The following is a 19308-nucleotide window of genomic DNA, read 5'->3' as shown; positions in this document are numbered from 1 at the left end:
TTTTTTTAAAAAGAAAACAGCACTCTAAGTCAATTAGGAGTGCTGTTATTGTGTTGTATTGAAGATGGAACTAGCCGATACTAATGGTTAGTTTCTGATCTAGAGCGTAGGCGATTTTGCTCATGGTTTCGATGCTGGTATTGTTTCCACGCTCAATACGGGCTATGGTAGACTGTGGAACATGTGAGAGGTCTGCCAGTTCACGTTGAGTAAGTCCAGCCTTTTGGCGTGCATTGTAGACAGCTAGGGCACTTTCTAAGATAGCTTTCTCAGCCAAGTATCCAGCTTTGAATTCATCGTTTTTCAATTCTTCTTGCAGAAAGTCATCAAATTTAATGGTTGCCATTGTTGTTCTCCTCAAATTCTTTTTTCAATGCTTTAGCATGCTTGATTTCAGCAGTAGGTGTCTTTTGTGTTTTATTGGTAAAACCATACGTGATGATAAAACGGTCATCAACAATATGGAAATATAGAGCACGTTGAATGTTATTGGACACTTTGGAACGGATTTCGAAAATGTCACTGTCTAGCTTTTTGACCCATTCCATGCGTTGAGCTATTAACAACCCCTGTTCTTGAATCATGTTGATAGTAGCTAGGAGTTGAGCCTGTCTTAGTCGGTATGGTTTGTAGAAATTCGATAAATTCTGTCCGCCCATTTGGACGTGTTTAAAATTCAAATTTTGGGTGTTTCATCCTAACTCCTTGATAGCATATATTGTTCAATTGAGCAATAATGTAATGTTGGGTTTTGAAAATAGAAGTTGATGTCCAATTTCGAATTGGTTTCATGAACAAGTCGGTCTTGTGCCAACTTGTTTTTTAATGTATACTAGAGGTAAAAATTCGGAGGACCTCGAGATGATGATTAAACCACTGGAAACGGAAAGGGAAATGCTAGGCAAGGCCTATGTTCATTGGAAATCGTGGCAGGAGGCCTATGCTGACTTGTTACCTCAGGAATTTTTAAAGAATACCTATACCTTAGAACGGTGTCAAGATTGGGCTGTTCGGTATCCTCAGAATATCTTGATAGCCGTGATGGATGAAAAGGTGGTTGGCTTTGCCTGTTACGGCTCGTCTAGTCAGGAGGATTTACAGGAGGCTGGCGAACTTTATGCCCTTTATGTGCTAGCAGATTACTATGACCAAGGAATTGGTTATCAGCTCATACAGGCGGCTTTAGAAAAATTGCAGAGCTACGAAACCGTTACTCTCTGGGTATTAGAGGGGAATGCGCGTGCCATTGCCTTCTATGAAAAAGTGGGGTTCCGATTTGATGGTGTCAAAAAAATAGTCCATCTAGGTGCAGAACTTACAGAATATAGAATGATGTTAAAACAGAAAGAGGGAGAAAATGGCTAGAAAAGAAATGGTCACTTTGACTAACATGTGTCTAATCGAGGACAAGGAAGGGAATGTCGTCGTGCAAATTAGGGACCCAGAACGCTATCGTTGGTCTGGAGTTGCCTTTCCAGGTGGTCACGTTGAAGAAGGAGAGAATTTCCATGATTCTGTTGTTCGTGAGGTCTTTGAGGAGACTGGATTGAGGATTGCAAATGCTCGATTAGTCGGAATAAAGCATTGGCCTGACAAGGAAGGGCATCGCTATCTGGTCTTTCTCTATAAGGCGACGGAGTTTACTGGAACCCTCCAATCAACTGAAGAGGGAGAGGTGCGTTGGGTCAAGAAGTCGGAGCTGCCTCAGATGGATTTGGCCTATGATTTGCTAGAAATCCTAAAAGTCATGGATGAGCCAGATTTGTCCGAGTTCTTTTATACTAGAAAAAATGACGATGGAGAGTGGGATAGGAATTTTAGGTAAATATCATTCAAATTCATGTTGACGAAGTGTTCAAGATAGTTTATACTATACTTGTTAATATATAAACGGCAAAGGAGCCTGTTGTTCGCAATGAAGCGGAAATTTTGGAACAACGGGATAACTTTGCCTTTTTTTATTTCTAAAATAGTTGATGACGGAGCATTTCTCTTTTGAAAAAATATGAATCGAGAGGATGATTACATGGGGCTTGAATCGAAAAAAATAATGTTTGTAGGTCCAGTAGGGGTTGGGAAAACAACTCTGACACAACGGTTGAAAGGGCTTGATATCAATTACTTCAAAACGCAAGCCATTCAATTTTATGATTCAATAATTGATACGCCTGGTGAGTTTTTACAACATCGGCGATACTATAATGCCTTATCTGTGACCGCAGCAGAAGCAGAAGTGATTGGTTTATTGGCATCAGCAACAGCCACCATGCAGACTTTCCCGCAAGGTTTTTCATCTTTGTTTAATAAACCAGTGATTGGAATTATCACCAAGGTAGATTTGGTGACGGATTCTAGCAGCCTTGAGAAGGCTAGAGCACAGTTGCGGGCAGCAGGAGCCAAGGAAATTTTTGAGGTATCATTAACAGATAATCAAGGAATTGACGAGATTCGGCGCTATTTGACCAAGGAAAGTTGAGGTGATGGGATGAAGGTAGAGCACGGTGGAAATATGACTCAGCTTGCCTGTGATTTGGGCTTTCATCCAGAGGAGTGTTTGGATTTTTCAGCCAATATCAACCCTCTTGGTCTTTCAGATAAGGTAAGATTAAGTGTCATACAAAGTTTAGATAAATTGGTCCATTACCCTGATGTGACTTATTCACAGTCCAAGGCAGCCCTGGCTGAATATCATTCTTGTCAGCCCCAGCAAATCCTTCTATCGAACGGTGCGGTAGAAATCTTTTATGACCTGGCTAGGTATTTGAAACCAAAGAAGATCTTGCTTTTGAGTCCGACATTTATGGAATATGAAAAAGCATTTAAACTAGTTGGTGCAGAGCCTATCTTTCATGTATTGGAAGGGCCAGACTATAGTTGGACTTTTGAATCAATCTTACCCAACTTGGAGAAGTTGTCATCTGGGGATTTGGTCCTGATTTGTAACCCAAATAATCCGACAGGGACTTTGGTATCCAATCAATCTTTGTTATTGATGGCTGAATTTCTAAGGCAAAAAGGAGCCTATTTGGTTCTTGACGAGGCCTTTATGGATTTTGTTTTAGACAAGGCTGCCTATTCCCTGGAGGATCATTTGAAGGACTATCAAAATGTCATTGTTGTTCGCTCTTTGACAAAATTTTATGCTATTCCTGGCTTGAGGTTGGGCTATGCCTTATCAAGTAATACAGACTTGATTGCAGCAATGGATGACATGCGACCACCTTGGACCATCAATGCATTGGCGGATGCCTTGCTACCTGTTATTCTCAAGGATAGTGAGTATCACCATGCGACAGAAGAGTGGCTCAAGAGTGAGCAGGAATTCCTTTATAGAGAATTGGCTGCCTTGCCTTATTTGAAAGTCTTGCCACCGACTGTTAATTACATTTTCTTTGAATACGAGGGAAATGACAGTCTGAGGGAGCTTTTAATTCAAGAAAAAATATTTATTCGTTCCTGCCATAATTACCATCATCTTAACGACCGCCACTATCGAGTAGCCATTCGATCAAGAGAGGAAAATGGTCGCTTGATTGAGGCTTTAAGATCTGTGCTAGGAAAGTGTGATGGTCATGTCTAGGAACAAATGGTTTTCCTGTCCAGGTTCATGTGGGGAATTGTTTCAGGGGGTTAAGGATGGTCAAGAATTTTTGCTGACCTATGGTATCAATCGCAAGTCCTATGCAAGACTTATTAGAGAGGAGGAAGAAACGGAGTTTGCAATAGGAGAAAAGGTTGTCAAGGTCTTGGATTATCTTGATCCCATAGAGGATGGATGGAAACTCGAGAAGAAATCCAGTCTTCCGATTGGTAAAGGAATGTCCAGTAGCACGGCAGATATGCTTGCAAGCCTACAAGCCTTAGCCTATGTTCAAAATAGGCATTTAACTGCCGAAGAAGTGACTAAGTTTTGTTGTCAGATTGAGCCAACGGATTCAATTGCCTTTGCTGACTGGACGGTCATCAATCCCTTGACGGGGCAGATATTGTTCCAAACAGATTGGAAGCCAGAACTTTATGTCTATATTCTTGAACCCAGAAAGACTGAGTGGACAGTCGAGCTAGCTAGAATGACAGAATGTCCTACTTATCCAGTTCAAGCCTCAGAAGGATTGTTAGAGATGTTTCTGCAGGCTTGTCAGTCACAAAATGAACTTCTTTTGGGACAGCTTGCGACCACTAGTGCCTTGTTGAACAATATTCGTCTGCCCAAGCCCTATTTGGCAGACATCCTGTCCATTGTGAGTTCATTGGGACTGCTAGGTGTCAATGTGGCTCACAGTGGAACGGTTGTAGGTATATTGATGACAAAAAGTCAATTACCACTGATTTCTACAATAGAAGCTAATTTTTCTAAGGGAGAAATTGGTAAGTATTATGACCAACGCTACCTTTCAAAGATTTGTTTTGAAGGTGTTCGAAGGGTGAAAGGAGGTTAAGGTGGAAGAACTACAAGATATTTTGAGTGAAATTAGGCCACTAGAAAAGTTTGAAATAGAAAAGGGCAAGAAGGTTTGTGACCAGCTAGCCAAGCCACTAGGTGCTCTTGGTAAAATGGAGACCATCTATGCACGCTTGTTTGCCATGTTTCATGGAGACATTGACCTTTCTAAACAGATGGTAATGGTTTATGTAGCTGATAATGGTGTTGTTGCAGAGGGAATATCTGCTAACCCGCAAGAAACGACCTATTTCGTAGCCCGGAATATGCTAGAAGGCAAAACAGGTCTGTGTGCCATTTCAAGACATGTAGGTTCAGATGTCAAGGTAGTAGATATAGGGTGCATGAAAGATGTTTATAGTGACCAGGTTTGTAAGGTCAGGAGAGGGACAGGCAATATCTTGAAAGAACCTGCTTTGACTAGGGAGCAAGCTGTCGAAGCGATTTTGGTTGGCTATAGAGAGACGGTAGCTTGTATTCAGAAAGGCTATAGACTTTTTGGAACTGGAGAGATGGGAATTGGCAATACGACAACATCGGCAGCTGTGATTAGCGCTCTTTTGAATGTAGAAGCTAGTCAGGTTACTGGCTACGGAGCTGGGCTGACAGAAGGAATGAAATCCCATAAAACACAAGTGATTGCTTCAGCAGTTGCTCGCCATGCTCCCTACAGTGACGTTCTGGACATTGCTGCAAAAGTTGGTGGATTAGATATGCTGGGTATGGTAGGAACCTATTTGGCCTGTGCTCATCATCAACTTCCCTGCGTGGTGGATGGCTTGATTTCCATTACAGGCTTGCTGATCGCTAGTCAACTAAATAGTCATGTTTTAGATTATTGTTTTGCTTCCCACCTTTCCACAGAACCTGCCTATCGTTTGGTTTGTGAGCACTTGGGATTAGACCCCATGCTCTTGATGGATATGAGATTGGGAGAGGGATCGGGTTGTCCTTTAGCCTTCTTTTTAATGAGCAATGCAGTTTATACGATTGAATCAATGCCTACTTTTTCAGAGGGAAAGTTGAGTAGGGATGATTATATCGACATTCGTCAATCAAAATAGAAAGTGAGAATTCAAATGCAGTTATATACAAAAACAGGTGACAAAGGCTTGACCAAGCTGGTTGGTGGTCAGAGTGTTGCAAAAGATGCAGAGCGTGTTAATGCTTATGGTACCATTGATGAATTAAATTCTTGGATTGGGTATATCATTACTAAAATGGATCCAGAAGATGCCTTGAAGGATGAATTGTTGCAACTCCAGCACTATCTTTTTGACTGTGGTTCGGATTTATCAACGCCGCATGGTGTCTATCCCTACAAGGTTGACAAAACCATGGTTGATTGGATAGAGGAGCGCATTGATACCTATGCGGATATCCCACCAGCCTTGGAAGTGTTCATCTTGCCAGGTGGAAATGAAATTGCAGCAATGGTTCATATCGCACGCACAATTGCTAGACGTGCAGAACGTCATATTGTAGGTACCATGTGGACTACGGAAATCAATAAGGAAGTCTTGGTATTTGTAAACCGTCTGTCCGATTACTTCTTTGCCTTGGCGCGTGTAATTAATTTTACCCATCAGCAGCCAGATATTGCTTATGAAAGAGGGGCAAAAGTCTTTCATAATATTACAAAAGCAGATGTGGAGCGTTGGGCGAAGGCAAGAGAAGAAGGAAGATAAGAGCATTTTTGAATCGTTTATATTTACATATTGACATAATGCTCCATAAGGTGTAGAATGATTTTATAAGAAAATCATTTGACACAACGGCGTGTTAAAATCAATGAAGGTGAGCAACGGGGCTACAAAAAATAGTGATATTTTTTGTAGCCCTTTTTTGTTTGATAGAGGTGGAAATACATGAAACAATTTATGTTAGCAGGTGTTTCTAGTGGAGTTGGAAAAACAACTGTTACTCTAGGGATTTTAAAAGCTTTGACCGAGAAAGGTCTACGAGTACAACCATATAAGGTCGGTCCGGATTATATTGATACGGCTTATCATAGTCGGATTAGCAAGCGAATTTCCCGTAATTTAGATAGCTTTATGATTCCTGATCAAGCTGCTCTGAACTGGTCGTTTAGAAAATGGCATCAGGATGTTGACATTGCTCTTGTTGAGGGGGTGATGGGACTTTTTGATGGTTTGGGTACGGATAAAGATTGTGCTTCGTCAGCTGCGATTGCCAAGAAATTGGATATACCTGTTGTCTTGATTATCGATGGGAAAGCCACTTCAACATCAGCGGCGGCCATGGTACATGGTTTTTCAACCTTTGATCCAGACTTGACGATTGCAGGAGTAATTATCAATCGAGTTGCTTCTCAAACGCATTATGAACTGATAAAAGGAGCCATTGAACGCTATACGGATGTGGAAGTTTTAGGCTACTTTCCTAAGAATGTGCAGGTAGAACTGCCTTCACGTCATCTGGGCCTAGTGCCTGATGTTGAGATGGAAAACTTGGAGAAACATTTCTCTATCTTAGGTCAGTTGGCTCAAGACCATATTGACTTAGACCGCTTGCTTGAGAAGGTAGATATAGCTGGTGAAGAACCGTCAAATCCTTTCCGCACTTCAAAACATTTCCCGCTAAAAATTGGCTATGCTCTGGATGATGCCTTTCATTTTTACTATGAGGATAATTTGGATTTGTTAAGGGAATATGGGGTGGACTTGATTCCCTTTAGTCCTCTTAACGATAAAGAATTACCTGAAGCAGATGCTTACTATTTTGGAGGAGGGTTTCCAGAGGTCTATGCAAAAGAGTTGATGGACAATCAATCTTTCAGGAAGTCTGTTTTGCAGGCCCATCAAGAGAACAAATCTATCTACGCAGAATGTGGAGGCCTGATGTATCTAGGCAAGGAGCTGCAAACTGGAGATGGTTCTTACGACATGGTAGGGATATTTGATGGTGTCAGTCTTATGACAGACCGGCTAAAAAGCTTTGGTTATTGTCAAGCTAAGACTCAGGTTAGGAGCTTGTTTGGTCCAAAGGATACGGTTGTTAGGGGCCATGAATTTCACCATTCTGTATTCCAGACCAATGAACCAACCGTCTTGCAACTGGAAAAAGTTCGAGATGGGCAGGTTGTTTCTAGCTGGACAGGTGGCTATCAAACTGGTAAAACCTTTGCTAGCTATCTGCATGTTCATTTTTATCAAAATCAGTCTTTGTTGGAAAATTGGCTCAGGAGTATTGGTGAGGAATAGCCTATGTATTTGATTGCGATATTCATTGCCGTTTTGTTGGATTGGCTACTGGGTGATCCCTATAGTTGGCCTCATCCAGTCAAGCTGATCGGTCATTTCATCAGCCTGTTTTTGAAAGGCCAGCCTAATAATCCAAAAGGGAAATATGTCTACGGGCTATTATTATGGTTGATTACAGTTGGTCTGACAGTGGGAGTCACCTATTTCTTGCTGGCCCTATCTGCACGTTTTTCACCTATTCTTTATTGGGGAATGTGGATCTATCTAGCCTATACCACCTTATCGACAAGGTGTTTGGCTTTTGAGGCCTTGAAGGTCTTGAATACCTTAAAGACGGGGACAATTGAAGAGGCTAGATATCAGGTTAGTATGATTGTTGGACGAGATACTAGCCAGTTAACAGCAGAGGAAATTTCTAAGGCTACTATTGAAACAGTGGCGGAAAATACAAGCGATGGCGTGATTGGTCCCTTGCTATGCTTGTTTATCGGTGGACCAGTTCTAGCGATGGCCTACAAGGCCGTTAATACCCTGGACTCTATGGTTGGTTACAAGACGGAAAAATACAGGCAGATTGGCTTTATATCTGCCAAGTTGGACGATGTAGCAAACTTGATCCCTGCTCGACTGACCTGGTTCTGCTTGATGATTGCCAGTCATATTTTACAGCTGGATAGCAAGGAAGCCTGTCGCATTGGTTTTAGAGATCGTTACCAACATGCCAGTCCAAATAGTGCCTTTTCAGAAGCTGTGGTTGCAGGTGCTTTAGGTATTCAGCTTGGTGGTGCCCATATTTACCATGGCGAATGGGTTGAAAAACCGACCATTGGTGAAGCTGTTCGTCCCGTAGCATTTTCGGATATTGAAACGACTGTTCACTTACTATATATGAGTACAACAGTTTCTCTGATGCTATTTAGTGTGATTTATTTATTATTGACTAATTTTTAGGAGCCGTACATGACTTACATTCAAAATCCATCCTCTATTGAGGAAACAAGTTTTAAGATTATCCAGTCCATTATTGATGAGGAGCATCCAGATTATCGTTTTCAAACAGAGATGGAAGAGTCTATTATCAAGCGGGCTATCCATACTTCAGGTGACTTTGATTATCTTTATAATCTGCGTTTTACCCATGACGCTAATCAGAAAATTGTAGAGGTTTTAAAAAATAAAGGGACCTTGGTACTGGATTCCAGCATTTCTCTCAATGGTATCAATAAGCGAGTCTTGGATCAAATGGGTGTAACCTATACTTGTCTGATAAACGACGAAGCTGTTGCTCAACTAGCTAAGGAAAAAGGAATTACACGGGCGATGGCTGCTGTGGAAGTGGCAGCTAAGATTCCAGGTCCAAAAGTCTTTGCCTTTGGCGGTGCTCCTACAGCCCTATCTTATTTGTTGGAATTGGTTGAGGCAGGGCAAGTAGATGTTGAGGCAATCATAGGTGTACCAGTGGGCTTTATCAATGTTGAGGAATCTAAGGCAGACTTGCTTGCTTCGCCAATTCCTGCCATTGCAACGATTGGTAGAAAGGGTGGTAGCACCATTGTCGTCGCAATTGTAAACGCTATCATTTATCAGTTAAAAGAAGTTTTGACGGGGGATTATGTTCGCTATTCTACCCCAACAAACAAGTAGGAGATGTTTATGGTTTATATGACAAATGCACATGAGATTGAGGCAGCAAGTTACAAAAAAATTCAGGAAATCATCACTGAGCAACACTCTGAGATTGTATTTACAGATCCCTATCAAGAAGCTGTTTTAAAGCGAGTTGTTTTTACCAGTGCTGATTTTGATTACCTCTACAATATACAGTTCTCCAATCATGCTATCGAGGAAATTGTAAAGGTCTTGAAAAATAAGGGGACCATCTTCACAGATACGACTATGGTGTTGGGAGGTTTCAATAAAAAATTGCTGGATCAACTTGGTGTTGCCTACCGTTGCTTAGTGAATGAGCCAGAAATTTTCAAAGAGGCCAAGGAGAAGGGAATTACCCGTTCAATGGCGGCTGTGGAACATGCAGCCAAGGTAGATGGTCCTAAGCTCTTTGTTTTCGGAAATGCTCCAACCTCTATTTTCAAGGTTTTGGAAATGGTTGAAGCAGGTCTACTAGAACCTGTTCCAGTCATCGGAGTTCCAGTTGGTTTTGTTGGAGCAGCAGAATCAAAATTACAGCTCCATGAGAGCCAGTTACCAGCCATATCTGCGCTTGGTCGAAAGGGTGGCAGTACGATTGCAGCAGCAATCGTGAATGCCATACTCTATCAGTTGAAAGCTGAGGATAAGGAAGGGCAACTTTTCTCCCCTTCAAGAAAAGGCTATTGTCAAGGTAAATAAGATGGATGAATATGTTTATGTTGATGGAAAAAAGCTAAAAAGAGGCTTTACGACAGGAACCTGTGCGACAGCGGCGACCGTTGCAGCTGTAAACATGATTTTACAACAGGAAATCGAGGAGAAGGTAACGGTAAAAACGGCTTCAGGCGTTCAAGTTACTATGGACGTTCACAAGCCTTCCTTTTCTGAACAAACAGCTACGGCAGCTATTCAAAAAGATGGAGGCGATGATGCCGATGCGACCCATGGACTCTTGATTTTTTCAACAGTTACCTTATTGCCCCATCAGACGGAAATTGAAATTGATGGAGGTGAGGGAGTTGGTCGGGTGACGGAGGTTGGTCTGGCCAATGCGGTCGGTATGGCAGCTATAAACCCAACTCCTCGCAGGATGATTGAAGAACACGTTCGTGACTTGATTGGTCCAGATTGTGGGGCTAAGGTCTTGATATTTGTTCCAGGAGGTGAGGAGGTTGCTAAGGCGACTTATAATTCGCGGCTAGGCATTCTGGGAGGTATTTCCATTTTAGGTACCACAGGGATTGTCAATCCCATGTCTGAAGATAGCTGGAAAGCAGCCATTACAGTCGAATTGACCATGCTTTATAACAAAGGCTATCGTTCCGTTGTCCTATCGCCTGGCAAATATGGTGAAGCCTTTGGAATGGATGGTCTAGGCCTGCCCAAAGAGCAGATTGTCAATATGAGTAATTTTGTGGGGCACGTTCTGAAAGAAGTTCAAAGAATTGGATTTACAAAGGTACTGATGGTTGGGCATATGGGCAAGTTAGTCAAGGTTGCATCGGGAACCATGTCCACTCATAGTAAGGATTCTGACGGACGCATTGATACCTTAATAGCAAATTTAGCCCTCATGGGTGCTCCCCTGGAAATGTTACAGAAGGTCAATGCTTGTTTGACAACAGATGCAGCAGCAACCATTATCAAAGAATATGGATATGAAGGGATTTATCAGATTTTAGCAGACAAGATTAAGGCTAAAACAGAGCGGTTGCTCAAGTATCGTCAACCTACGGTAACCATTGATGTTGTCTTATTTGGAACAGAGGATGGCTACCTAGCTTCAACCAAAAGCTTAGCGGAAATCCAGGAGGAGTGGTCATGATAGATGTGATTGGCATTGGTCCAGGGAATCCAGCCTACTGTCTGGTTGGTCAACTGGTGCATTGTGAGCAGGCAGACTATATCTTGGGAAGCGAGCGTCATTTAGAAGTCCTTCCTGATAGGCTCAAGGAGAAAGGGGTTATAGCTCCTAAAAAATTGAAGGAACTAGAAACCTTATTGGAAACATATCCTGTAGAAGCTTCTATTGTTTACTTGGTTTCAGGAGATCCCTTGATTTACGGGTTGGGAAAATGGATGTCTGAAAAATTTCCTGGTCGAGTCAGGATTTTATCAGGGATTAGCTCCATGCAATACCTAGCCAGCAAGGTTTGCTTGCCTATGAATGATGCTTATTTAACCAGTAGCCATGCTAAACTTCCAAACTTTGATTTGATCATGAGTTTGCCCAAGGTCTTCATGGTGACAGATGCCCATGTTGGTCCCTATCAAATTGCACAGGAGGTTCTCAAAAGAGGACTTAAACGGAAAATCATTATCGGCGAACATCTGAGCTACGAAGATGAGGAAATCAGTATTCTAGCAGCAGAAGATGTGGTTGATCGTGATTATAAAATGAATGTGGTGGTAATTGTAGATGAAGGATAGTGAATTTATTCGAACCAAGGTCCCTATGACCAAGTCAGAGATTCGCGCCATTAGCATTGATAAACTAGATTTAACACATGCTAAACGGATGCTGGATGTGGGGTCTGGGACTGGTAGTGTTACGATTCAAGCGGCTTGTAGCTATCCTCAATTAGAGGTTGTAGCTGTGGAGCAGAATCCTGATGCTTTAGCCCTGACCAGACAAAATATAGAGAAATTTCAGTGCAAAAACATCACTCTTTATGAAGGGAAGGCACCGATTGAACTGCAGGGTCCCTTCGATGCTATTTTTGTCGGTGGGACTGGTGGAAACATGCAGGAAATTTTTGACTGGTGTCAGAAACTTCTCCTTCCTGGAGGCAGGTTGGTCTTGAATTTTATACTTTTGGAAAATGCCTTAGAGGCAGCCCAGATTGCTGGAACAATGAATTGGGAAGACCTAGAGCTCACCTCAGTACAAGTTGGCAACTGGACAAGTTTAGGAAAAGGTCATTACTTCAAACCACAGAATCCAACAATCGTGGTTTCTTGTCAAAAAGCTAAAAAGGAGTAGAGAGAATGTCGAAAGTACATTTTGTTGGTGCAGGTCCTGGTGATGTGGAACTGATTACCTTGAAGGGTTATAAGCAGTTATCTCAGGCGGATGTTGTGATTTATGCAGGTTCCTTGGTCAATCCAGCCCTATTGGAATACTGCAAGGAAGGTGCAGAAATTTATGACAGTGCTGGAATGCATTTGTTGGAAATTATTGATGTCATGGAAGCAGGTGTCAAAGCGGGTAAGGAGGTTGTTCGATTACAGACAGGTGATTTCTCCATCTACGGCTCTATCCGTGAACAGATTGAGGAGATGAAGAAGCGAGGTATTGCATTTGATTGTACCCCAGGTGTCAGTTCCTTCTTAGGAGCGGCTTCTAGTATTGGAACAGAATACACAGTGCCTGAAGTTTCCCAAAGTGTCATCATTACCCGCATGGCTGGCCGTACGCCTGTTCCAGAACGCGAATCCTTACGAAGCTATGCCCAACACCGTACTTCAATGGCTATTTTCCTGTCGATTCAAGGCATTGAAAAAGTGGTGGAAGAATTGGTTCAAGGTGGCTATCCGACCACTACACCTGTTGCGGTCATCTATAAGGCAACTTGGCCAGAGGAGAAAAAGGTTTTCGGCACACTTGAAACCATTGCAGAGAAGGTCAAAGAAGCGGATATCAGTAAGACAGCTCTGATTCTGGTTGGTGATTTTCTAGGACAGGAATTTTATTATTCAAAACTCTACCATGAAGAATTTGAACACGAGTATCGCCATGGGAAAAGTAGCCATGCCCAGTAAGGTTGCCCTTGTCGCCCTGACAGAAACTGGCAAAGAAACGGCTCTAAGGTTGAAAAGCAAGTGGGCACGACCCTGTCATATCTATAGCCTGCCTAAATTGGCAGATAACCAGGTGACAGCTTTTGATAAGCGTCCTACTCAGGCAATAGCAGAGCTCTTTCAACAAGTGGACGTTCTGGTCTGTATTATGGCGACGGGAATTGTTGTTCGTGCTATTGCCCCTGTTGTTCAGGACAAGGCGGCAGACCCAGCCGTCATTGTTCTAGATGAAAAGGCGACAAATGTTATTAGTCTCTTAAGTGGCCACCTGGGTGGTGCAAATGAAGTGACTAGGGAAATCGCTACTCTTCTGGAAGCTAATCCAGTCATTACAACGGCGACCGATGTCCAAAATGTTGTTGCCTTAGATACCCTTGCCAAATCCGTCAATGGATGGCGAGCTGACCTACGTCCCTTGGTCAAGGTTTTCAATGGTTTGTTGGCCAATCGTGAAAAGGTCTATTTTTATCAAGAAAAACCTTGGATAGAAGATGTGCGGGGCTTAAGCCTTCTTGAAGCCAATCAAGTGGATGAAGTCCTAGCTGGAGATGCCCCCCTTATCCTCTTACAGACGAAGGAAATGACCAGCAAGCGCGAACATCTTGCGGTCATTTATCCCAAGCCCTATGTACTTGGAGTTGGGGCACGAAAAAATGTTTCTTCTGAGATTTTTCATCAAAATTTTCAACTATTTTGTCAGGAACAAGGAATTGAGCAAACCGAAATTGCGAGGATTGTCAGTATTGATGTCAAGAAGGATGAACAGGCAATTTTGGACTTGGCAGAAAGCCTATCCTGTCCCTTTGATGTATATAGCAAGGAGGACTTAGAGAAGGTTGCTGACAAGTATCCTTGTTCGGATTTTGTGAAAAAAACAGTTGGAGTAGGAAGTGTGGCACTTGCTAGTGCAGATCTTGCCAGCAAGGGCCAGGTTCTAACAAATCGATTTGCAAAAGATGGGTGTACCTTTGCTTTAGGTAAAGTCCCTATAAACTAATAGATATAAAGGAGAATGCTATGCTCTATGTGATTGGCTTAGGTCCTGGGAAAGAGGAATTAATGTCTGGAGAAGCCCTCAAGGCTATCGAGGATTGTGAGATTATTGTTGGTTATTCGACCTATATGCGTTTGATTTTGCACCTAGTGGAAGGTAAGGAATTAGTGGCGACAGGTATGCGGAAAGAAATTGAACGCTGCCAAAAAGCGATTGATTTGGCTCTGGAAACAGGTAAGAATGTCGGCGTGGTGTCGAGTGGTGATGCAGGCGTTTACGGCATGGCTGGCTTGATTTTAGAGCTGATTGGTGATGATTCTGACTTGGAAGTCAAGGTGATTCCAGGTATTACAGCTAGCTTGGGGGCTGCAGCAATCATGGGGGCTCCCTTGATGAATGACTTTTGTCATATCAGTCTGAGTGATTTGATGACTCCTATGCCAGTCATTGAAAAACGACTCCACGCAGCTGCTCAGGGTGATTTTGTGATTTGTCTATACAATCCACGTAGCAAGGGTCGGCCAGACCACCTGTCCAAAGCCCTTTCCATCATTGCAGAGTATAAATCACCAGAAACCATTGTCGGCATCGGTAAGGATATTGGTCGAAAGAAAGAGGAGTATATCTTAACAACCATTAAAGACTTGGATGAGTCCTTAGTTGATATGACGACCATTGTTATCGTTGGAAACAAAGAAACCTATATTAAAAATGGTCGAATGGTCACTCCTAGAGGATACACTCTATGATGAAATTACTCTTGGGAGGAACCTCAGATAGCACAGAGATTTTGGCTCTGCTAAATGATCTGGGTATCGAGGTAACAACATCGGTGGTGACAGACTATGGGAAACATCTGGCATCCAAATTCGGTCAACCTGTCATTCAGGGCCGATTGACAGCAGAGGATATGGTCAGTTTTGTCCAAGAACACCAAGTCGATGAAATCATTGATGCTACCCACCCTTTTGCAGATTTGGTTTCCAAGGAGGCGATGAGAGCAGCAGAGCTTGCTGGCATTTCTTACCTGCGGTATGAGCGGAAGGAAACGGGGAATTTGACGGGAGCCCTAGTGGTAAACTCTACAGAAGAAGCTATTTCTCTGATAAAAGAAAAAGGCTACTCTACTGTTTATTTGGGAACAGGAAGTAAGACCTTGCCCCTCTTTGTTAAGGGCTTGCCTGATGTACGAATTGTAGCTCGTGTTCTTCCAACTTCTGAGGTTTTGCTGGCTTGTGAGCGATTGGGCATGGTCGCGGATCAGATTGATGCTATTAAGGCACCCTTTTCCAAGGAGTGCAACAAGGAACTGATTTTACGGTCCAAGGCTCAAGCCTTTGTTTCCAAAGAAAGTGGCAGTGTTGGCGGTATTCGTGAAAAAATCACAGGCTGTCAGGAGCTAGGTGTTGATTGCATTATCATCGCAAGGCCTAAGGTGAACTATCCTAAGAAGGTATCGTCCATAGAAGAATTAAAAGACTACATAAAAATAGTTCAAAAATAACATAGTTTTGCAATGAAAGGAGTTAGAATGACAGGATTTGTAAGCTTGCTGGGTGCGGGACCTGGTGATGTTGAACTGATAACGGTCAAGGGGGCTAGAAGATTGCGTGAAGCAGATGTTCTGGTTTATGACCGTCTAGTTAATCAGGACTTGTTTTCCTATCTATCAGACAAGTGTCAGTTGATTGACGTTGGAAAAAAACCAGGAATGCCGTGCATTCGCCAGGAAGAAATTGAGCGTATTCTCATTGAGAAGGCTAGGGAAAATAAACGTGTTGTCCGACTGAAAAGTGGAGATCCCTATATCTTTGGGCGAGGTGGTGAGGAAGCACAAGCCTTGGTAGAGGCTGGAATTCCTTTTGAGATTGTCCCAGGAGTCACATCCGCTATTGCTGGAGCTACTTATGCAGGCATCCCAATGACTTTTAGGGATAAGGCGACCAGCTTCCATGTCTTTACAGGTCATTTGCAGGATGAAATGGAAAGTCTGAATTGGGCAGCTATTAGTCAGCTCAAAGGTACCCTAGTCTTCTTAATGGGGATGAAAAATCTTTCGGTTATTACACAAGAACTTATCAACAATGGTTTTTCCAAGGACACTCCCGTTGCTATTGTAGAATGGGCTACCCATCCAAACCAGCGTTCGATAGACGGAACCTTAGCTACCATTGAAGACTTAGCCCTGCAAGAGAATATGAAAGCTCCGTCTATCATCGTAGTAGGTGATGTGGTTTCGTTCAGGAAAGAATTAAATTTCTATGAACATCTTCCCTTGCATGGCAAGCGAATCTTCTTACAGGATTCTGCGACAGGGAAGTTACCAACCTACTTAAAAGATGATGGAGCGACCCTGGTTAAATTTCCAAGTCGTACACGGGTTAACAAGCTGGCCTTTGAATTACCAGATTGGTCACAAGTTGATGGAATGGTATTTTCTGATAGGCAGAGTTGGGATCTGTTCTTAGCTCAATTACGAGAAGAAGGGATTGATTTACGAAGTCTATCCCATGTTCAATTTGCAGCCATTGGTCACCATACTGCTAAGACACTGGAAGAAGCAGGGATTTTATTGGTGGCAAAAGGGATACAAAGTAAGGATCCGGTCATTAAGGATTTACTAGAAAAGACTGAGGAATCTTGGTATTTAGTGGCTCCAGAACACAAGCTAGCAGATTTAAGAAGCTTATATGACTTCCCTGTGCTAGTCACCCATAGTCTTGCATTTGATAAGGAATTAAGTCCTCAAGATTGGACGAATCTTGATTGTGTTTGCTTGCCAAATTCAGTTGCTGCGGCTAATTTTGTGACTCTCGTGGAGGAAACAGGACTAGACCTTCAGGAACTGCCAATTATCGTTATGGGAGAAACAACACGTGATAAGCTGGTGGAAGCAGGCTTTTCAAATATTGTTGAAACGGACAAGCCGACTATTTTGGCGATACGAGACAAGTGTCGTGACATTCTGATAAAGGAGAACCAATGACAAAAGCTATTTTATTGGTGAGTTTTGGAACAACTCATCCAGAAACTAGACAAAAAACGATTGGTGCCTGTGAACAGGCAATCAAGGAGGCCTTCCCTCAGTATGCTGTTTATCAAGCCTTTACTTCCACAGTTGTTTTAAAACGCATAAAGGAAAATGAGGGACTGGATATTCCAACTGTTAAACAAGCTCTGGAACAAATGAAGGATGAGGGTATTCGAGAAGTTTACATTCAGCCATTACACATTATTGCTGGATCTGAATTTGAAAAAATCTTGAATCAATCAAAAGAATTCCAAACCTATTTTGACATCATAAAAGTTGGTCAGCCCTTGCTCCACAGTGAGGACGACTATCAGCAAGTCAAGCAAGTACTGATTGACCAATATGGCCATTTTGGTGAACAGGCAGCTACTGTTTTAATGGGACATGGAAGTCAACACAATGCATTTGTTGCTTACGCTGCCTTAGACCATATGCTGGAAGGAAGCCAGGTATATCTGGGCTGCGTCGAAAGCTATCCACCTGTTGAGCAGATTGAGGAGAAATTAAAATCTAAGGGAATCAAAGAAGTGCATTTAGCACCATTCATGCTTGTGGCAGGAGAACATGCGACCAATGATATGGTGTCAGATGATGAAGATTCGTGGAATACCTACTTTAGCCAACGCGGCTATGAAGTGATACCTCACTTAATTGGTTTAGGAGAATATGCAGCTATTCGGGATAGATATATTCAACACCTTAGTAAAATTATTGAATAGGAGTAGCTTATGGCGAGATTTTATGGAATCGGTATTGGACCTGGTGATAGTGAGTTAGTTACAGTAAAAGCCAGTCGTATCCTAGGAGAGCTTGATATTCTTTATACTCCCGAAGCCAAGAAAGGCACCAAAAGTTTAGCACTAGAAATTGCAAGTCCCTATGTTAGTGAAGACTTGACCATCAAGCAACGGCATTTTCCAATGGTAAGGGATAAGTCGCATAAAGAAGGTCAGTGGCTAGAAATCGCTGAGGAAATTGTTGAAGATGTTCGAGCAGGTAAGAATGTTGGCTTTATCACTCTCGGTGATCCCATGGTTTTCAGTACCTATAGTTATCTATTAGATATTATCGGAAACCGTATCGAAACCAAGACCATACCTGGAATCACTTCTTATAACAGTATCGCTGCAGAAGTAGGCTTGCCCTTGGTCATGGATGAGGAATCCTTTGCAGTTGTTCCAGCGACTGCAGGTGTTCAACACTTAGAGGCTGTATTAGCAACACATGAAACGGTTGTTATCATGAAGGTGGCCAATCATCTTGCTGAAGTGCTTCCCTTGTTAAAACAGTTTGATCTGCTTGAAAAAACGATTCTTGTTAGCCGTTCTAGCACAGAACAACAAGAAATCCGTCGTGGCATTGCCAATCTTTCTCAGGATGAAACATTATCATATTTCTCAACTATGTTAGTCAAAAAACATTAAAAAATTAAAGGAGAATAACATGAAAAAGTTATTGAATCTTTTAGCACTTGTTGCTTTGCTGACCCTAGTTACAGCTACGCCAGTAGCAGCCATGCACATTATGGAAGGTTATTTACCTCCTGCTCATGCCTTGCTTTGGTTTGCTATCTTTGCACCCTTCTTCCTTTATGGATTATTTCAACTAAAAAAATCGGTTCAGAAAAACCCTGAAAACAAGGTTGGCTTGGCCCTATCTGGAGCCTTTGTCTTTATTCTGTCAGCCCTGAAAATTCCATCTGTAACAGGTTCAACATCTCATCCAACTGGTGTCGGCTTTGGTACAGCTATGTTTGGTCCAAGTGTCATGGTGGTTTTAGGAACAATTTGTTTGCTTTTCCAAGCTCTTTTCTTGGCTCACGGTGGTTTGACAACTCTGGGAGCAAATGGATTTTCAATGGCAGTTGTTGGACCATTTGTTGGTTACTTTGTCTATAAATTAGCTCTGTCAATGAAAGTCAATCAGCGCGTGGCCATTTTCCTCTGTGCCTTTGTAGCTGATTTGGCAACCTATCTAACTACTTCACTACAATTATCATTGGCCTTCCCAGATGCTCAAGCGGGTGTCGTTGGTGCGGCAGTGAAATTTATGGGTGTATTCATGGTTACACAAATCCCAATTGCAATTATTGAAGGTCTTTTGTCAGTGGTACTGTATAACTTGGTTGTAGCCAATGCTAAAAAAGAAGAAGTAGGGGTATTCTAAG

Annotated in this window: 23 protein-coding genes and 1 pseudogene; 22 read left to right on the top strand and 2 right to left on the bottom strand. The window is 42.4% G+C overall.

Annotation, left to right across the window (positions count from 1 at the left end; genetic code table 11):
* Positions 1-70: 70 nt before the first annotated feature.
* Entirely contained in the window at positions 71-346 is a 276-nt protein-coding gene (locus tag C1E99_RS06075; protein ID WP_105106626.1) for a helix-turn-helix domain-containing protein, read from the bottom strand.
* Positions 333-642, bottom strand: a pseudogene (locus C1E99_RS06070) (type II toxin-antitoxin system RelE/ParE family toxin). Before C1E99_RS06070 ends, C1E99_RS06075 begins: the two are co-directional and overlap by 14 nt.
* Positions 643-861: 219 nt before the next feature.
* On the opposite strand from C1E99_RS06070, the gene C1E99_RS06065 reads away from it, so the two are divergent.
* The 22 genes from C1E99_RS06065 to C1E99_RS05960 all read left to right on the top strand — a co-directional run bounded on the left by C1E99_RS06065 (position 862) and on the right by C1E99_RS05960 (position 19307).
* A complete protein-coding gene (locus C1E99_RS06065) occupies positions 862-1365 on the top strand; it encodes a GNAT family N-acetyltransferase (RefSeq protein ID WP_161951163.1) in 504 nt (167 codons plus the stop codon).
* On the top strand, positions 1358-1825 hold the full coding sequence (locus C1E99_RS06060; RefSeq protein WP_105206955.1) for an 8-oxo-dGTP diphosphatase: 468 nt from the start codon (positions 1358-1360) through the stop codon (positions 1823-1825). The genes C1E99_RS06065 and C1E99_RS06060 overlap by 8 nt, the downstream gene beginning before the upstream one ends.
* A 201-nt stretch (positions 1826-2026) precedes the next feature.
* On the top strand, positions 2027-2476 hold the full coding sequence (locus tag C1E99_RS06055) for a EutP/PduV family microcompartment system protein (protein WP_105106628.1): 450 nt from the start codon (positions 2027-2029) through the stop codon (positions 2474-2476).
* Between the two features lie 9 nt (positions 2477-2485).
* Entirely contained in the window at positions 2486-3580 is a 1095-nt protein-coding gene (gene cobD / locus C1E99_RS06050) for a threonine-phosphate decarboxylase CobD (RefSeq protein WP_105206954.1), read from the top strand.
* A complete protein-coding gene (locus C1E99_RS06045; protein ID WP_105206974.1) occupies positions 3573-4439 on the top strand; it encodes a kinase in 867 nt (288 codons plus the stop codon). The genes cobD and C1E99_RS06045 overlap by 8 nt, the downstream gene beginning before the upstream one ends.
* A gap of 19 nt (positions 4440-4458) precedes the next feature.
* Positions 4459-5505 (top strand): nicotinate-nucleotide--dimethylbenzimidazole phosphoribosyltransferase, encoded by a 1047-nt coding sequence (cobT, locus tag C1E99_RS06040; protein ID WP_419580076.1) that lies wholly within the window; start codon positions 4459-4461, stop codon positions 5503-5505.
* Positions 5506-5520: 15 nt separating this feature from the next.
* The gene (locus C1E99_RS06035; RefSeq protein WP_105106631.1) at positions 5521-6129 is read left to right on the top strand and encodes a cob(I)yrinic acid a,c-diamide adenosyltransferase; all 609 of its coding nucleotides are present in this window, start codon (positions 5521-5523) and stop codon (positions 6127-6129) included.
* A 180-nt stretch (positions 6130-6309) separates the two neighbouring features.
* Positions 6310-7665, top strand: coding sequence for a cobyrinate a,c-diamide synthase (locus tag C1E99_RS06030; RefSeq protein ID WP_105206952.1), 1356 nt, complete (start codon positions 6310-6312; stop codon positions 7663-7665).
* 3 nt (positions 7666-7668) lie between these two features.
* Positions 7669-8616, top strand: coding sequence for an adenosylcobinamide-phosphate synthase CbiB (gene cbiB, locus C1E99_RS06025; RefSeq protein ID WP_105106633.1), 948 nt, complete (start codon positions 7669-7671; stop codon positions 8614-8616).
* 9 nt (positions 8617-8625) lie between these two features.
* Complete coding sequence (locus C1E99_RS06020) at positions 8626-9309, top strand: cobalt-precorrin-8 methylmutase (protein WP_105206951.1); 684 nt, start codon at positions 8626-8628, stop codon at positions 9307-9309.
* A 9-nt stretch (positions 9310-9318) separates the two neighbouring features.
* The gene (locus C1E99_RS06015) at positions 9319-10014 is read left to right on the top strand and encodes a cobalt-precorrin-8 methylmutase (RefSeq protein WP_105206950.1); all 696 of its coding nucleotides are present in this window, start codon (positions 9319-9321) and stop codon (positions 10012-10014) included.
* Position 10015: 1 nt separating this feature from the next.
* Positions 10016-11140, top strand: a complete 1125-nt coding sequence (cbiD, locus tag C1E99_RS06010; protein WP_105206949.1) for a cobalt-precorrin-5B (C(1))-methyltransferase CbiD — start codon at positions 10016-10018, stop codon at positions 11138-11140.
* A complete protein-coding gene (locus C1E99_RS06005; RefSeq protein ID WP_161951162.1) occupies positions 11131-11745 on the top strand; it encodes a cobalt-precorrin-7 (C(5))-methyltransferase in 615 nt (204 codons plus the stop codon). Before cbiD ends, C1E99_RS06005 begins: the two co-directional genes overlap by 10 nt.
* Positions 11735-12298, top strand: a complete 564-nt coding sequence (locus tag C1E99_RS06000) for a decarboxylating cobalt-precorrin-6B (C(15))-methyltransferase (RefSeq protein WP_029997868.1) — start codon at positions 11735-11737, stop codon at positions 12296-12298. Before C1E99_RS06005 ends, C1E99_RS06000 begins: the two co-directional genes overlap by 11 nt.
* Positions 12299-12303: 5 nt before the next feature.
* Positions 12304-13077 (top strand): cobalt-precorrin-4 methyltransferase, encoded by a 774-nt coding sequence (locus tag C1E99_RS05995; protein ID WP_029997866.1) that lies wholly within the window; start codon positions 12304-12306, stop codon positions 13075-13077.
* A complete protein-coding gene (locus tag C1E99_RS05990; protein ID WP_419580075.1) occupies positions 13052-14113 on the top strand; it encodes a cobalt-precorrin 5A hydrolase in 1062 nt (353 codons plus the stop codon). The genes C1E99_RS05995 and C1E99_RS05990 overlap by 26 nt, the downstream gene beginning before the upstream one ends.
* A 20-nt stretch (positions 14114-14133) precedes the next feature.
* Entirely contained in the window at positions 14134-14859 is a 726-nt protein-coding gene (gene cobJ / locus C1E99_RS05985; protein ID WP_105206946.1) for a precorrin-3B C(17)-methyltransferase, read from the top strand.
* On the top strand, positions 14856-15614 hold the full coding sequence (cobK, locus tag C1E99_RS05980; RefSeq protein ID WP_105206945.1) for a precorrin-6A reductase: 759 nt from the start codon (positions 14856-14858) through the stop codon (positions 15612-15614). The genes cobJ and cobK overlap by 4 nt, the downstream gene beginning before the upstream one ends.
* A gap of 27 nt (positions 15615-15641) precedes the next feature.
* Positions 15642-17096 carry a uroporphyrinogen-III C-methyltransferase gene (cobA, locus tag C1E99_RS05975; RefSeq protein ID WP_105206944.1) on the top strand — a complete coding sequence of 485 codons (1455 nt, stop codon included), beginning with the start codon at positions 15642-15644 and terminating at the stop codon, positions 17094-17096.
* On the top strand, positions 17093-17860 hold the full coding sequence (locus C1E99_RS05970; RefSeq protein ID WP_105206943.1) for a sirohydrochlorin cobaltochelatase: 768 nt from the start codon (positions 17093-17095) through the stop codon (positions 17858-17860). Before cobA ends, C1E99_RS05970 begins: the two co-directional genes overlap by 4 nt.
* A gap of 9 nt (positions 17861-17869) precedes the next feature.
* A complete protein-coding gene (locus C1E99_RS05965; RefSeq protein ID WP_105106642.1) occupies positions 17870-18565 on the top strand; it encodes a cobalt-factor II C(20)-methyltransferase in 696 nt (231 codons plus the stop codon).
* 19 nt (positions 18566-18584) lie between these two features.
* The gene (locus C1E99_RS05960) at positions 18585-19307 is read left to right on the top strand and encodes an energy-coupling factor ABC transporter permease (RefSeq protein ID WP_105106643.1); all 723 of its coding nucleotides are present in this window, start codon (positions 18585-18587) and stop codon (positions 19305-19307) included.
* Position 19308 lies beyond the last annotated feature (1 nt).

This window comes from Streptococcus suis (assembly GCF_002964045.1).
Taxonomy (GTDB): Bacteria; Bacillota; Bacilli; order Lactobacillales; family Streptococcaceae; genus Streptococcus; species Streptococcus suis_U.
This window is presented reverse-complemented; position numbering and strand designations above follow the sequence as displayed.